Below are 12,269 nucleotides of genomic sequence, written 5' to 3' on the forward strand. Positions count from 1 at the left end.
GGGAGCCGTTTTCGGCTCCCGTCCTGATAGCATGCGGGGAGTCATTACAGTTGCTCTTTCGCCCACTCAATGCCGCTGGCATAGTCCGGCGGTAACATCGTTACCAGCGCGTCTAACGCGTTGATAAGCGCTGTACTGTCGACATCATTCAGATTGAGATGACCGACTTTACGCCCCGCACGAACCTCTTTCTCATACCAGTGCAGATTCACTAACGGCTGCTGTAACCACTGCAAATTGAGATCGGTACCAATCAGATTGACCATCACCGACGGCGAACTGACCACCGGCTTCGGCAGCGGCAGATCAAGAATCGCCCGCAGATGCAGTTCAAACTGGCTGATCGATGCGCCGTTTTGCGTCCAGTGACCACTGTTGTGCACGCGCGGTGCCAGCTCGTTGATCAACAGGCCTTCCGGCACTACAAAGCACTCCATCGCCATCACGCCGACGTAGTTCAGCTTATTCATAATGGCAGATAGCATCTGCTCCGCCTGCTGTTGCCGTGCGGCATCCGGCTCAGGCAGCGCGACGCTGGTGCGCAGAATGCCATCCTGATGCAGGTTGTGCGTCAGCGGATAAAACACCGTCTCGCCGTTATGGCTACGCGCGCCGACCAGAGAGACTTCACCGCTGAAGTTAATGCCCTGTTCGACGATGCACTCACCGTAACACTCTTGCGGCAACTCCTGGATTTGATCGACACGTAAACGCCACTGACCACGGCCGTCGTAGCCGCCGGTGCGACGTTTAACGATCGCCAGCTCACCCAGCGTTGAGAACACCTGCGGCCATTGATCGTCAGACGCCAGCAGTTGCCACGGGGCGGTCGCCAGTCCAAGCTGGTCGAGCAGCTGTTTTTGCGTCAGGCGATCGGCCAGAATCGGAAAAATATCACGGTTAACAAACGCCGGGTGCTTCGCCAGTTCGCGGGTCAGCGCGGTTTCCGGCCAGCGTTCAATCTCAGCAGTAATCACGCTTTGCTGAATGGGGAGCGCTTGCGGTTCGGCATCCAGCCCCACCGGATAGACTGCAATGCCCAGTGGCTCGCCAGCCTGACGCAACATGCGCCCAAGCTGACCATTACCTAATACGCAAACCGGTTTCATGCATTACCCCGTGGATCAGGATTATTCAGCACTTCATCCGTCTGACTTTGACGCCAGTCGGCCAGACGTGCCGCCAGCTCGCGATCGTGGATCGCCAGAATCTGCGCCGCCAGCAGCGCGGCATTGGCCGCACCGGCTTTACCAATCGCCAGCGTGCCGACCGGAATACCACGCGGCATCTGCACGATGGAGTAGAGGCTGTCAACGCCGCTCAGGGCCGCGCTCTGTACCGGCACACCCAGTACCGGAACCAGCGTTTTCGCTGCCAGCATGCCGGGCAAATGGGCCGCGCCACCGGCACCGGCAATAATCACCTGATAGCCCTTTTCCGCTGCGTTTTCAGCAAAGCTAAACAGTTTATCCGGGGTACGGTGGGCTGAGACCACTTCAACGTCGAAAGGAACCGCAAGGCTGGTAAGGATCTCTGCGGTAAACTCCATGGTTGCCCAGTCACTTTTTGAACCCATAACTATGGCAATGCGGGCTGGGGCGGCGTTGGATGACATGCGAGTCTGACTCCTGTGATTGTACAAACTTCACCCGTGCAACTTTAAGCAGCAGGGTGGGAAGGGCAGAGAGAATAGCATGACTCAGCAGCAAGGAAAACGGTTGCGTAGCCGCTTCAGGCGGCAAAATCATGCTTATTTCGCGATGTCAGAATGGAAAAGCGCTCAGTGTGACGGCGTCAGCTGTCACCTCAATCATCGAGCCTTGCTGGTGCCAGGCACCCAGCACCACGCGTTCTGCTGGCTGACCGTTAATCTGTAATGGATGTACCGCAGGTCGGTGGGTATGGCCGTGAATCATCCACTGCGCCCGGTGGCGCTGAAAGGCGTCAGTCACTGCGTGGGGATTAACATCCATGATCGCTACCGATTTGCTGGCGTTAGCATTTTTACTGTTTGCGCGCATTTTTTCGGCGATACGTTGACGGATAAACAGCGGCAGGGCAAGGAACAGCTTTTGCAGCCAGCGTTGATGCACCTTGTGGCGAAAACGCTGATAGCCTTCATCATCAGTGCAGAGCGTGTCGCCATGCAGGATCAGAATGCGTTTGCCATACAGTTCCAGCAATTGCTCTTCCGGCAGCAGGGTCATGCCGCTGGCGTGGGCAAAGCGGTAGCCGAGCAGGAAGTCACGATTACCATGGATAAAGTAGCAACGCACGCCATGCTGCTTCAGCGCCAGCAGCGCGGCAGCCACCTCGCCATGCAGCGGGTCAGGGTCGTCATCGCCAATCCAGGCTTCAAACAGATCGCCAAGAATATACAGCGCGTCGGCATTCAGTGCCTCGCGCTGTAAAAAACGCAGAAAACCGGCAGTAATTGCCGGTTCTTCTTCACACAGATGCAAATCTGCGATAAACAGCGTGCGTGACATTACTCGCTAACAGTCACTTTCTGGATCACGACGTCTTCTTTTGGCACGTCCTGATGCATACCGCTACGACCGGTAGAAACGCCTTTGATTTTCTCAACCACGTCCATACCTTCAACCACTTCAGCAAATACGCAATAACCCCAACCTTGCAGGTTTTCACCGCTGAAGTTCAGGAAGTCGTTATCTGCTACGTTGATAAAGAACTGAGCCGTTGCGGAATGCGGGGCAGAAGTACGTGCCATCGCCAGCGTGCCTTTGGTGTTTTTCAGGCCGTTGTTCGCTTCGTTACGGATCTCTTCTTTGGTCGCTTTCTGCTTCATGCCAGGTTCAAAGCCGCCGCCCTGAATCATAAAGCCGTTGATGACACGGTGGAAAATGGTGTTGTCGTAAAAACCTTCACGACAGTAATCCAGGAAGTTTTTCACGGTGGCTGGGGCTTTATCGTCGAAAGTTTTGATAACGATGTCGCCATGATTGGTCTGGAAAGTAACCATAATCTCGTCCTGTTAAGGTGGGAGTTTTAAACGACTGTGCTCACGGCAGCTAGGTTAAATTGCCGGGCCAGTTTTGACAGACGCTTCTTATATCACAAATTGTGATGACGCGTCAGCATGGCGACATCAGCCGAGTTACTGCCATGTTCTTGCATTGCAGCGCGCTTACGTTAACAATACGTCAAATTAAGCCTTTATATACCCTGGTAATTGGTGTTGCTGTGGCCACGCTAACTACTGAGGGGATCATCAGTTTCGTTAACCCGCACACGTCATACGGAATGTCTCAATGCTAAAGATTTACAACACCCTGAGTCGTCAAAAAGAGGAATTTAAACCTATCCATGCTGGTCAGATTGGCATGTACGTGTGCGGCATTACCGTTTATGACCTCTGTCACATCGGCCACGGTCGGACCTTTGTGGCGTTTGATGTCGTCTCACGTTATCTGCGTTATTGCGGCTATCAGCTGAATTATGTGCGCAATATCACCGATATTGACGATAAAATTATCAAACGCGCCAATGAGAAGGGTGAAAGCGTGGAAACGCTGACCAACCGCATGATCGCCGAGATGCATGCCGATTTCGCCGCGTTAAATATTCTGCCGCCGGATCTGGAGCCGCGTGCGACCCGCCATATCGGTGAAATTATCGAGCTGGTGGAAAAACTGATTACGCGTGAACATGCCTATGTTGCCAGCAACGGCGATGTGATGTTCTCGGTGGAAAGCGATGCTGATTACGGCAAGCTGTCGCGTCAGGATCTTGAGCAGTTGCAGGCCGGTGCTCGTGTTGAAGTGGCTGCGGATGTGAAACGCAACCCGATGGACTTTGTGCTGTGGAAAATGTCGAAAGCCGGTGAACCGAGCTGGTCGTCGCCATGGGGCGAAGGGCGTCCGGGCTGGCACATTGAATGTTCGGCGATGAACTGCAAACAGCTGGGTGAGCATTTTGATATTCACGGCGGCGGTTCTGACCTGATGTTCCCGCATCATGAAAACGAAATCGCCCAGTCAACCTGCGCGCATGATGGCCCGTACGTTAACTACTGGATGCACTCCGGCATGGTAATGGTTGACCGCGAGAAGATGTCAAAATCGCTGGATAACTTCTTTACCGTGCGTGACGTGCTGGCGCATTACGACGCCGAAACCGTGCGTTACTTCCTGATGTCCGGCCACTATCGCAGCCAGCTTAACTATGGTGAAGACAACCTTAAGCAGGCGCGTGCCGCGCTGGAGCGTCTGTATACCGCCTTGCGTAATACTGATGCCTCCGCCGCGATTGCGGGTGGCGAGGCTTTTGAAGCCCGTTTCCGCGAAGCGATGGATGATGATTTCAACACGCCAGAAGCCTACTCGGTACTGTTTGATATGGCGCGCGAAGTTAACCGCCTGAAAAGCGAAGATATTGATGCAGCCAACGGCCTGGCAGCGAAACTGCGTCAGTTAGCTGGCGTGCTGGGCCTGCTGGCGCAAGACCCGGAGCAGTTCCTGCAAAGCGGCGCGCAGAGTAACGACGAAGAAGTGGCGGAGATCGAAGCGTTAATCAAAATGCGCTTTGATGCGCGTCAGGCGAAAGAGTGGGCGCAAGCCGATATCGCCCGCGATAAGCTGAACGAGCTGGGGATTATTCTGGAAGATGGTCCGCAGGGAACCAGCTGGCGTCGTAAGTAAATCAGATTTTGGTTAACGAGAAAATAGTGTCAGTAAAAGGATTTCTAACCAACATGGAGTTTGGAAATGACAAGACCTCTTTTTTTCAAAAGCCTGGGCAGCTTCCAGAGTGATTTACCATCCTGTGAATCCTTCTGCGCGAAATGTTGTGATAACTGCTATTTCGATGACCCAGGCGTAACTTATCGCACAGAGCGAGCCAGCTTCTGGAGCATGCCATGATTGCCGTTGCCCGCTGCTGCCGTGTTTATTTGGCGGGTGTGAGTTTGATTGCCACCTCTGCATGGTCGGCTCAGCTACCCGAAACAGCTTATCGCACCTATGCGCAAAATTACAAAGACGCTGCTCTGGCGTACTGTGTTTCACAGGCATATGCTGCAGATGGAAACGCTCACGCTGATGCATCTGCAAGTGCCAATGGCATTGATAATTGGGGCGAGTACGATCTGGAGAACAGTAGTGGAAAAGTACCCGAGCTGGTAAAGGAATATTTATCTCGTGACTATCAGTCAAAGCATGGACATGGCACCAGGCTCAATCTGATGAAATGTCTGGATATGTATCACAGCGTGCAACTGCAAGAACTTGTTGAAAAGTATGTTCCTCATCCCGAAAAAAGCTACGCTGGAAGTGCCTTGCAGGGTAAGTAATAAAACGGCAGCTTTAGCTGCCGTTAATCATGGGTCTCAGGCGGTTACCGTGACCTGATTCCCCTCAAACTCTACCACTTGTCCGGCGACAATCTTGCAGCGTTTGCGGGTTTCAACCGCGCCGTTTACCGTCACATAACCATCGGCAATCAGCGTCTTGGCCATCGCGCCGCTCTCTGCCCAGCCTTCCAGCTTCAGTAAATCGCATAAATCAACGTGTGGGTGCTTACCCAGAGAAAAGGTTGCCATTATTTTGCTGCTCCGTCGTGATACTCTTCGCATGCCTGTAGGGTGTTCTGAATCAGCGTTGCCACGGTCATCGGGCCAACACCGCCTGGCACGGGGGTAATATAGGCTGCGCGTTCAGATGCGGCGTCAAAATCCACATCACCGACCACTTTGCCACTTTCCAGACGGTTGATCCCGACATCGATAACAATCGCGCCTGGCTTAATCCAGTCACCCGGAATAAAACCGGGTTTACCGACCGCAACCACCAGCAAATCGGCATGTTCAACGTGGTGACGCAGATCTTTAGTAAAGCGGTGGGTAACCGTCGTGGTGCAACCCGCCAGCAGCAGCTCCATACTCATCGGGCGACCGACGATATTGGATGCGCCAACTACTACCGCATTCAGGCCATGGGTATCAATATTGTAACGCTCAAGCAGCGTCACGATGCCGCGTGGAGTGCAAGGGCGCAGTCTGGGCGCGCGCTGGCACAGACGACCGACGTTATACGGATGAAAACCATCCACATCTTTATCCGGCGAAATACGCTCCAGCACTTTGACATTATCGATGCCGGCAGGCAGCGGCAGCTGAACCAGAATACCGTCGATTTCCGCATCGTTATTCAGCTTATCAATCAGCGCCAGTAACTCGGCTTCGCTGGTGGTGGCGGGCAAATCGTAAGAGCGAGAAAGAAAACCGACTTCTTCACAAGCACGGCGTTTGCTGCCGACATAAATCTGTGATGCCGGGTTCTCACCGACTAACACCACTGCCAGACCAGGCGCACGTTTACCGTCTGCCAGACGTTGCTTCACTTTTTCCGCAACCTCAAGGCGCACCTGCTGCGCAATCGTTTTACCGTCAATAATTTTTGCTACCATCAGAGAGGAAATCCATCTGTGTTGAGTTGAAACGGGGGAATATGCCTATTCTGGCAGAAGCAAGCGCCGCTGTCAGGCACAGAATCGTCTCTGTTTATTGATAACGCCATAATGAGATCTTTTTACTTAAGCGGCATCAGCACCTGCCAGCCCCTTCCGCCGGTTGCCTGCTTCGGGACTGACTGCTACTCTGACGCCCTTGTTTACCCGATTAAAACGCCTTTTGGCAGGATAGTGCATGATCTGGCTGATGCTTGTGACTCTGGTGTTGGTGTTTATTATTGGTTTTCGCGTGCTGAACTCGCAAACCCGCCGTGCGTCAAAAGCGCTGAGCAAAAGGTTGAATCTCGATCCGGTATATGTTGAATCGCTGATAAGCCTGATGGGTAAACCGGCAGCGGATGAATTTATCGATTATTTGTCACGCGATAATGAATCCCACTTTGCCAATGCTGCCAGCGTACTGTTTATTTATCAGGTATTTATCGTTGATGAATCCGACGAAAGCATGCAGTTCTGGCGCGGCGTACTGCGCAAGGCCTATCTGCCGACGACGTTAAGCAGTGAGCATGTCCGTCTGGCGCTGAGCTTTCTGCGGGAAATCGAGCCAGACGCTCAGGAGATGCACGCTTTCCGCCTGCGCTACAATGCGCGTTTTGCTCCGGCGGAAGAGGGGAGCGGGACGCAACATGATAATATCTATTCGATTAATTCACGGCTGAACCGGCACTGAGTCAATACGCAGACCCGATTTCAGCTTCGGTAATCTGTAAGTTATACCGCTTTCGGGCACAGATAAGGCTGTGACTGTTCATAAGTGCAGCAACAGTACGCTGCGATAAGTAAAAACGTTGACTCACCACGTGCGCACCGTATAATTCGACGCAATCACTATGCGCCCTTAGCTCAGTTGGATAGAGCACCGGCCTTCTAAGCCGTAGGTCACAGGTTCGAATCCTGTAGGGCGTACCATTTAAAATCAATCGGTTACACTAAACCCCCTCTCCTGAGTCTTACTCATCAGAAATTTATGTAACGGCTGGTGTAAGTAAAATTTCTCAACGCAAATCAACGTTATCTTGAACTAGCCAGCATCCCTGGATAGTGCTTTGCCACAATATCATTCATCTTTTCTGTCAGGTCGATCCGTTTAAAAGTGATGTGCGCGGTTCCTTTCTGAAAGTAGCGTATCGAAAAATACTCATCGTCGAAGATCTCCGATGCGCTTTTATGGTTAATGTGCTCACTTAGTCTGACCGTCACATCGTTACGATTTTCCGGAATGGGTTTTCCATCCAGCAGAAACAACATGCGTTCCAGGTCAGCCAGTTGATCCCTACGCCATCCCCAGTTGAGCTTAAATCCCCAGCGGTTGTGATCCACCAGGTTATTTATAATAATCTTTTTGCCGAACTGGCAAGGCGAGTTCGTTTTGTAATCCCATGACAATCCCTTAAACACGTTGATAATCCCCCGCTCAAACACATCCGCTTTACTGTGATGCAATTGCTCAAAAGTGCTAAGAATGTTGGCTTCGCTGATCTCAGGAATATCGTCACCGTCGAGATTATTATCCCATTGCTTACGCCCCTGAGCGTCCATCAACGAGATCATCCCTGATTTTTGCATCAGATCACGCCAGATGCTGCGATCAAGATTACAGGTAATGGTACTCATTGCAGTTTTCACGTTTTCCATGAGCCAGCAGCCACAACGAAAGTCCTGACGCATCGCCCAGTCACGGGCAGTTTTGCCACCGATACTACTGGTCAGCGTCGAGATGTCGGCAAGTTGCTGGATGAGTTCTTCGATCTGTAACAGTGCCGCATTGCGGCCTGTCACGATACGTTCAATGCTGGTGGAGTTGATGATTTCGGTATGACCAGTTATTACGTCGGGGTCGTTATTGACTTGTATCTCAGACATGGATTATTTCCTTTATATCAATGCAAAGCGCCAGCCGAATGAGGGCTGGCGCTTTGCAGGTTATGTGTTTTGAGTGGAGATATCGTTGCTCGCGTTGTCGATTTTCGCCTGCAAGAAGACAGCCGTATCTGGACGAATCTGGTTTTTCCGTCAGGTTAAGAATGAGCGCGAACTACCAGTCGAAGGTGGTAAAGCCGGGGAGAATGTCGCCAAAGGAGTCAAAGTGAATGGTGCTGATGGCATAGCGACGTATCAGCGTCACAAGCAATTTACGGCAGGCTTTCGACAGCCCACAGCGTTTCAGGCGCAGAACCGGGAATGCCCAGGCATCGAGGCGTATCAGATAACCCGAGCCCGTGTAGTGGACCCATTCTGCATCACCATAATTCTGATATTGCTGGGAAAGTGTGTGCAGCAACGCATTGTCTGCGTCGGTGATATGAGCGGTACTGCACCGAATACCGTTAGTTCTGGCGGTCACTGGCAGAGGATCTTCAAAAATGATTTCACCAGGTGTACTGGCAATGCGAAGTGTGTAACCATTGTCGTTGACCACATTTATAAGCTCATCAATTTCAACACCGTCCACATCTACGGCGATTTTGCCCATGTTGAGCGCTAGGACGTTAATTCCATCAGCTTCAACATTCATTGAGATTTTCAATGGTGTTGATCCAGCCGGCTCATTTTGCCACGGGTAATGTCACTGACTACTTTATAACCACAACGCTTCATCAGACCGGTGGCTTGCCTGGCGCGTAGAATATCGATTGGGGTGATAAACGGTGACTGCTCCATAGTGGTGAAACCAGGCTGATCAGTGCGCACCAGTTCATACTTCTCCACCAGAAAGTTCACCGCATCACTGAGGGAGATCCCAGCGTCGATATGCTCGCGAATGGTGATTTCATTGCTGAATGGAGTATCACTGAGCGTCAGACCATAGTGTTGTTCGAGCAGATGCGTCAGCAGTTTTTGCCATATTTCAACAGGTGACGGGCAGGACGAAGCCGTCCGTTGCGGGGGTAAAGGTAAAGTTTGCATGAGTTGGGTTCTCTTCAGATTAACGATGTTGTGCAGTAAGTACGGCGAAGAAGGTCACACAGGTGAGCACAGGCTGGTCGGGTAAATGGCAATATAAACATACCCGTAAGAACCGAGGGTGTCGGCTTCGCAGGTCAGGCCATTGTGGTTCAACGTAACGCAATGTTGACGACGAGGATTGAGATCTCCCGAGAGCAGCCTGAGTTCAAGCTGTTTAAGCATCAGCGGAAATGCCTGGTCGAGTCGCAGCGCGTCATCCTCACTGAATGCACCATTAGAGCCAGCACGGTCAGCCAGAAAATGCAGACGATTGCCTTCCTGCACCAGACGCGCACCAAAGACGGGGGTAACTTCGCGATTCAATCCCCATTGCAGGCAGGGTCTGGCCTCCGGTGGTGTACCGGCCAGGGCGACAGATTTCATTTATGTATTCCTTTATAACGAAGAGGGGGTGTTAATTGAGCGTGACGCTACGCAGAATGACATACGGGCCGTTGCGGTCCTGGCGGCGTTCAGCAAATACCGCCAGCACGCCAGTAATATCCTGTACTTCGCGACCAGCGTAATGACAGATGCTTCCGCTCCATTTGTACTTACCGGTGCAAAAGCGAAACAGGCGGGAACCAGAATGCTGACGGTAGAGTGTCATCGCCTGGCGCTTACTGATGATTTTCATGGTGTTTCCTTACAGCCAGCCGCATTCAGCAAACGACACGATATCGCTGCCACCCACCACAAGGTGGTCCAGCAGACGGACGTCTACCAGGCCGAGTGCATCCGCTATTCGCTTTGTTACAACCCGGTCGGCCTGGCTGATATCGGTCGTACCGGACGGATGATTATGGGCAATGATGACTGCCGCCGCGTTGTGACGCAGAGCCGACTTCACCACCTCGCGGGCATGGACTTCGGTATGGCTCAGCGTACCGGTAAACAACGTTTCCCGTTCAATCAGGCAGTGCTGGTTATCAAGATACATCACGATAAACACCTCCCGTTCAAGGTTAGCCATCTGCAGCTGCAACCAGGTTTTGGTAAAGACGGTGGAGGTAAATGATTCCCTCGGCTGGCGCTGGTATTTCTCCAGCAAACGCAGGGCACGGCGGATGATACGTTGTTCGTTAAGCGGAAAGCACGGAGATAAGGCGAGCTCAGACATACATACTCCTCAGTCGATTATCGCCATAATGGCGCGGCACTCAGCGTGTGTCAGTGCATAATCCCGCAGACGGTAATAGTGCTCCGTCATCGCATCACACTCCGTACGACAGGCATGGTGGCTGTACGCCATCAGACAGGCGGCGATACCGGCAGCTTGCGCACTTAGTTCAGCGCCGTTACCGTTCATCTGGTTAAACAGCGCCCATTTTTCACCATCTTCAGGTGCCATAAATGCGCCGCCGTTGCTGAGGGTATAAAACTGCCAGATGCCGCCGCGGTAATCGACACACAGGCGGTCAAGCCAGGCAAAGATACGCGGTTCCAGCAAAATCCACTGTGGGATAGCACCAAAGTACTGCGGCCAGAAACGGAGGCGTTGTTCATCGGGTACAACAGTGGCAGCCAGCGCTACAGGGTTGTTATCAGCCGCCAGGGTGAAAACATCGGATGAGTGGTTGGTTTCGGTGTTCATAATGGTTATCTCCGAATAATAAAAAGCCAGCCGGTAAGGGCTGGCGGGAAAGTGAATGTCTGAGTGAAACCGGTTATGGCTTACGGATACCGTAACTGGAGATATAGCGGTTATCTTCGTTGAAGACACTTGGCACGTAATGCGCCAGTTCCTCACGGGTGAGTGGCCGGTCACGGCGAACGAGATTGACCGCCCCAAAGCGGCTGGCTAAACGAGTCATAGGTGATTCCTTATTGGACGATTAAAAACAAAAAGGCCTTGCTTCCCGAAGGAGGCATGGCCTGGTGTATGGCAGAATAATGGTGTTAAAGCGGATGTAAGTCCGACCGTGTTACGATGCTTTATTCCCGGCAACTGAAACCGGTAGTGGCTGGTAATATTGAGAGTCAAAAACAGACAGCGGCAGGTCAGACTGATAGCCGTTGCGTTCTTCAGTCGCTTTTATGATTTCAACAGCACTGACGCTTTCAACGCATTCATGCTCCAGAAAAGCCTCCTGAGTACGGGTTGCATCGCTGTTGCCGAACGGGGCAACGTCCATAGTACCTGTCGCCAGCGTGTTACCCGCTTTGTCTTTCAGTCGCAGCGAAACAGCCAATGGGCCAAAACCCACACCACTACCGCCGTTATCCAGGCGAAACTGATAAGCACAGATGTTACCGGGCGTCCACACCGTATCGGTGTTGCGGATGCTGATATAGCGTTGTTCATCTGCGTAAGCGGATGACGGATGGCACAGCATTAAACCGGCAATGACAGATAAGGCTTTAGCAAATTGGCTCACTGATGTTGCTCCTGATTTTGAGGTAAGTAAACTTTGCCCATTTCCTTGCCATCGTGAGAATAAACAACGTACTTTTCACCGGTATAACTATCGGTTTTTTCGCGAAAGCTCAGGGTGATATTGCTCGCAAGACACAGGGATGCCATCAGCGGCTGAACCGTCTTTTCCCGCATATCGACCAGATAGTAATAATTCCCTGCTTTGCATCCTTCCGGCGATTTGCGGGTTTTAATAACCTTGTATTGTTCCGCCCCGAAAGCGTCTTTCTTCACCCACTGATTAGCAATATCTTTTTGGGTTGACATCACGTCGCTAAAGCGGGGAACCGTCAGGTCTTTAAACCCGCTGATGGCTTTTACTTCGGCATCATCTTTGTTGTCGCAGCCTGAGAGCAGCGCAGACAGCCCCAGAATCAATGCTGCTGTAACCTTCTGATAATCCTTGGTCATATTGTAT

At 52.0% G+C, this 12,269-nt stretch carries 18 protein-coding genes, 1 tRNA gene and 1 pseudogene; 4 read left to right on the forward strand and 16 right to left on the reverse strand.

What is annotated here, in order from left to right; translation table 11 throughout:
* Positions 1–44: 44 nt before the first annotated feature.
* From purK to ppiB, 4 genes are all read right to left on the reverse strand, one after another.
* The gene (purK, locus tag NG42_RS10905) at positions 45–1,109 is read right to left on the reverse strand and encodes a 5-(carboxyamino)imidazole ribonucleotide synthase (protein WP_052899348.1); all 1,065 of its coding nucleotides are present in this window, start codon (positions 1,107–1,109) and stop codon (positions 45–47) included.
* A complete protein-coding gene (gene purE, locus NG42_RS10910) occupies positions 1,106–1,615 on the reverse strand; it encodes a 5-(carboxyamino)imidazole ribonucleotide mutase (RefSeq protein WP_052899350.1) in 510 nt (169 codons plus the stop codon). Before purE ends, purK begins: the two co-directional genes overlap by 4 nt.
* Before the next feature lie 148 nt (positions 1,616–1,763).
* Complete coding sequence (lpxH, locus tag NG42_RS10915; RefSeq protein WP_052899351.1) at positions 1,764–2,489, reverse strand: UDP-2,3-diacylglucosamine diphosphatase; 726 nt, start codon at positions 2,487–2,489, stop codon at positions 1,764–1,766.
* The gene (ppiB, locus tag NG42_RS10920; protein WP_052899353.1) at positions 2,489–2,983 is read right to left on the reverse strand and encodes a peptidylprolyl isomerase B; all 495 of its coding nucleotides are present in this window, start codon (positions 2,981–2,983) and stop codon (positions 2,489–2,491) included. Before ppiB ends, lpxH begins: the two co-directional genes overlap by 1 nt.
* 289 nt (positions 2,984–3,272) lie before the next feature.
* Here ppiB and cysS point away from each other — a divergent pair, with 289 nt between their 5' ends.
* Positions 3,273–4,661, forward strand: a complete 1,389-nt coding sequence (cysS, locus tag NG42_RS10925; protein ID WP_052899355.1) for a cysteine--tRNA ligase — start codon at positions 3,273–3,275, stop codon at positions 4,659–4,661.
* Between the two features lie 218 nt (positions 4,662–4,879).
* Positions 4,880–5,311, forward strand: coding sequence for a T6SS amidase immunity protein Tai4 family protein (locus tag NG42_RS10930; RefSeq protein WP_052899357.1), 432 nt, complete (start codon positions 4,880–4,882; stop codon positions 5,309–5,311).
* Between the two features lie 36 nt (positions 5,312–5,347).
* Here NG42_RS10930 and ybcJ read toward each other — a convergent pair whose 3' ends face one another.
* Complete coding sequence (ybcJ, locus tag NG42_RS10935; protein WP_052899359.1) at positions 5,348–5,560, reverse strand: ribosome-associated protein YbcJ; 213 nt, start codon at positions 5,558–5,560, stop codon at positions 5,348–5,350.
* Positions 5,560–6,426 carry a bifunctional methylenetetrahydrofolate dehydrogenase/methenyltetrahydrofolate cyclohydrolase FolD gene (gene folD / locus NG42_RS10940; RefSeq protein WP_052899360.1) on the reverse strand — a complete coding sequence of 289 codons (867 nt, stop codon included), beginning with the start codon at positions 6,424–6,426 and terminating at the stop codon, positions 5,560–5,562. Before folD ends, ybcJ begins: the two co-directional genes overlap by 1 nt.
* A gap of 238 nt (positions 6,427–6,664) precedes the next feature.
* Here folD and NG42_RS10945 point away from each other — a divergent pair, with 238 nt between their 5' ends.
* Positions 6,665–7,159 carry a DUF1198 family protein gene (locus NG42_RS10945; protein ID WP_052899361.1) on the forward strand — a complete coding sequence of 165 codons (495 nt, stop codon included), beginning with the start codon at positions 6,665–6,667 and terminating at the stop codon, positions 7,157–7,159.
* A 162-nt stretch (positions 7,160–7,321) separates the two neighbouring features.
* Positions 7,322–7,398: transfer RNA gene (locus NG42_RS10950), tRNA-Arg, on the forward strand.
* A 102-nt stretch (positions 7,399–7,500) separates the two neighbouring features.
* Here the strand turns inward: NG42_RS10950 and NG42_RS10955 are convergent.
* From NG42_RS10955 to NG42_RS11000, 10 genes and pseudogenes are all read right to left on the reverse strand, one after another.
* Entirely contained in the window at positions 7,501–8,352 is an 852-nt protein-coding gene (locus NG42_RS10955; protein ID WP_052899362.1) for a DUF4942 domain-containing protein, read from the reverse strand.
* A 172-nt stretch (positions 8,353–8,524) separates the two neighbouring features.
* Positions 8,525–9,016 (reverse strand): DUF5983 family protein, encoded by a 492-nt coding sequence (locus tag NG42_RS10960; protein WP_046449521.1) that lies wholly within the window; start codon positions 9,014–9,016, stop codon positions 8,525–8,527.
* Positions 9,013–9,396 carry a TA system toxin CbtA family protein gene (locus NG42_RS23015; RefSeq protein WP_052899363.1) on the reverse strand — a complete coding sequence of 128 codons (384 nt, stop codon included), beginning with the start codon at positions 9,394–9,396 and terminating at the stop codon, positions 9,013–9,015. Before NG42_RS23015 ends, NG42_RS10960 begins: the two co-directional genes overlap by 4 nt.
* A 54-nt stretch (positions 9,397–9,450) precedes the next feature.
* Positions 9,451–9,819, reverse strand: a complete 369-nt coding sequence (locus NG42_RS23020; protein ID WP_052899364.1) for a type IV toxin-antitoxin system YeeU family antitoxin — start codon at positions 9,817–9,819, stop codon at positions 9,451–9,453.
* A gap of 31 nt (positions 9,820–9,850) precedes the next feature.
* Positions 9,851–10,072: a DUF987 domain-containing protein gene (locus NG42_RS10975; protein WP_052899365.1), complete on the reverse strand. Its 222-nt coding sequence runs from the start codon at positions 10,070–10,072 to the stop codon at positions 9,851–9,853.
* Positions 10,073–10,081: 9 nt separating this feature from the next.
* The gene (gene radC / locus NG42_RS10980) at positions 10,082–10,555 is read right to left on the reverse strand and encodes a RadC family protein (protein WP_052899366.1); all 474 of its coding nucleotides are present in this window, start codon (positions 10,553–10,555) and stop codon (positions 10,082–10,084) included.
* 9 nt (positions 10,556–10,564) lie between these two features.
* A complete protein-coding gene (locus NG42_RS10985; protein WP_082203872.1) occupies positions 10,565–11,029 on the reverse strand; it encodes an antirestriction protein in 465 nt (154 codons plus the stop codon).
* A gap of 112 nt (positions 11,030–11,141) precedes the next feature.
* Positions 11,142–11,249: pseudogene (locus NG42_RS10990) on the reverse strand (DUF932 domain-containing protein); the annotation flags it as partial.
* A gap of 111 nt (positions 11,250–11,360) precedes the next feature.
* Positions 11,361–11,771 (reverse strand): IrmA family protein, encoded by a 411-nt coding sequence (locus NG42_RS10995; RefSeq protein WP_053115705.1) that lies wholly within the window; start codon positions 11,769–11,771, stop codon positions 11,361–11,363.
* Between the two features lie 38 nt (positions 11,772–11,809).
* Complete coding sequence (locus tag NG42_RS11000; protein WP_052899368.1) at positions 11,810–12,262, reverse strand: YfjS/YafY family lipoprotein; 453 nt, start codon at positions 12,260–12,262, stop codon at positions 11,810–11,812.
* Between the last annotated feature and the right edge of the window lie 7 nt (positions 12,263–12,269).

The organism is Winslowiella iniecta (assembly GCF_001267535.1).
Classification (GTDB): Bacteria; Pseudomonadota; Gammaproteobacteria; order Enterobacterales; family Enterobacteriaceae; genus Erwinia; species Erwinia iniecta.

Coding starts and splice junctions, on each gene's coding strand:
- NG42_RS11000 (WP_052899368.1), bottom strand. CDS start 12,262: ATGACCAAGGATTATCAGAAGGTTACAGCAGCATTGATTCTGGGGCTG.
- ppiB (WP_052899353.1), bottom strand. CDS start 2,983: ATGGTTACTTTCCAGACCAATCATGGCGACATCGTTATCAAAACTTTC.
- lpxH (WP_052899351.1), bottom strand. CDS start 2,489: ATGTCACGCACGCTGTTTATCGCAGATTTGCATCTGTGTGAAGAAGAA.
- purE (WP_052899350.1), bottom strand. CDS start 1,615: ATGTCATCCAACGCCGCCCCAGCCCGCATTGCCATAGTTATGGGTTCA.
- NG42_RS10930 (WP_052899357.1), top strand. CDS start 4,880: ATGATTGCCGTTGCCCGCTGCTGCCGTGTTTATTTGGCGGGTGTGAGT.
- NG42_RS10985 (WP_082203872.1), bottom strand. CDS start 11,029: ATGAACACCGAAACCAACCACTCATCCGATGTTTTCACCCTGGCGGCT.
- folD (WP_052899360.1), bottom strand. CDS start 6,426: ATGGTAGCAAAAATTATTGACGGTAAAACGATTGCGCAGCAGGTGCGC.
- ybcJ (WP_052899359.1), bottom strand. CDS start 5,560: ATGGCAACCTTTTCTCTGGGTAAGCACCCACACGTTGATTTATGCGAT.
- radC (WP_052899366.1), bottom strand. CDS start 10,555: ATGTCTGAGCTCGCCTTATCTCCGTGCTTTCCGCTTAACGAACAACGT.
- NG42_RS10955 (WP_052899362.1), bottom strand. CDS start 8,352: ATGTCTGAGATACAAGTCAATAACGACCCCGACGTAATAACTGGTCAT.
- cysS (WP_052899355.1), top strand. CDS start 3,273: ATGCTAAAGATTTACAACACCCTGAGTCGTCAAAAAGAGGAATTTAAA.
- NG42_RS23015 (WP_052899363.1), bottom strand. CDS start 9,396: ATGCAAACTTTACCTTTACCCCCGCAACGGACGGCTTCGTCCTGCCCG.
- NG42_RS23020 (WP_052899364.1), bottom strand. CDS start 9,819: ATGAAATCTGTCGCCCTGGCCGGTACACCACCGGAGGCCAGACCCTGC.
- purK (WP_052899348.1), bottom strand. CDS start 1,109: ATGAAACCGGTTTGCGTATTAGGTAATGGTCAGCTTGGGCGCATGTTG.
- NG42_RS10975 (WP_052899365.1), bottom strand. CDS start 10,072: ATGAAAATCATCAGTAAGCGCCAGGCGATGACACTCTACCGTCAGCAT.
- NG42_RS10945 (WP_052899361.1), top strand. CDS start 6,665: ATGATCTGGCTGATGCTTGTGACTCTGGTGTTGGTGTTTATTATTGGT.
- NG42_RS10995 (WP_053115705.1), bottom strand. CDS start 11,771: ATGCTGTGCCATCCGTCATCCGCTTACGCAGATGAACAACGCTATATC.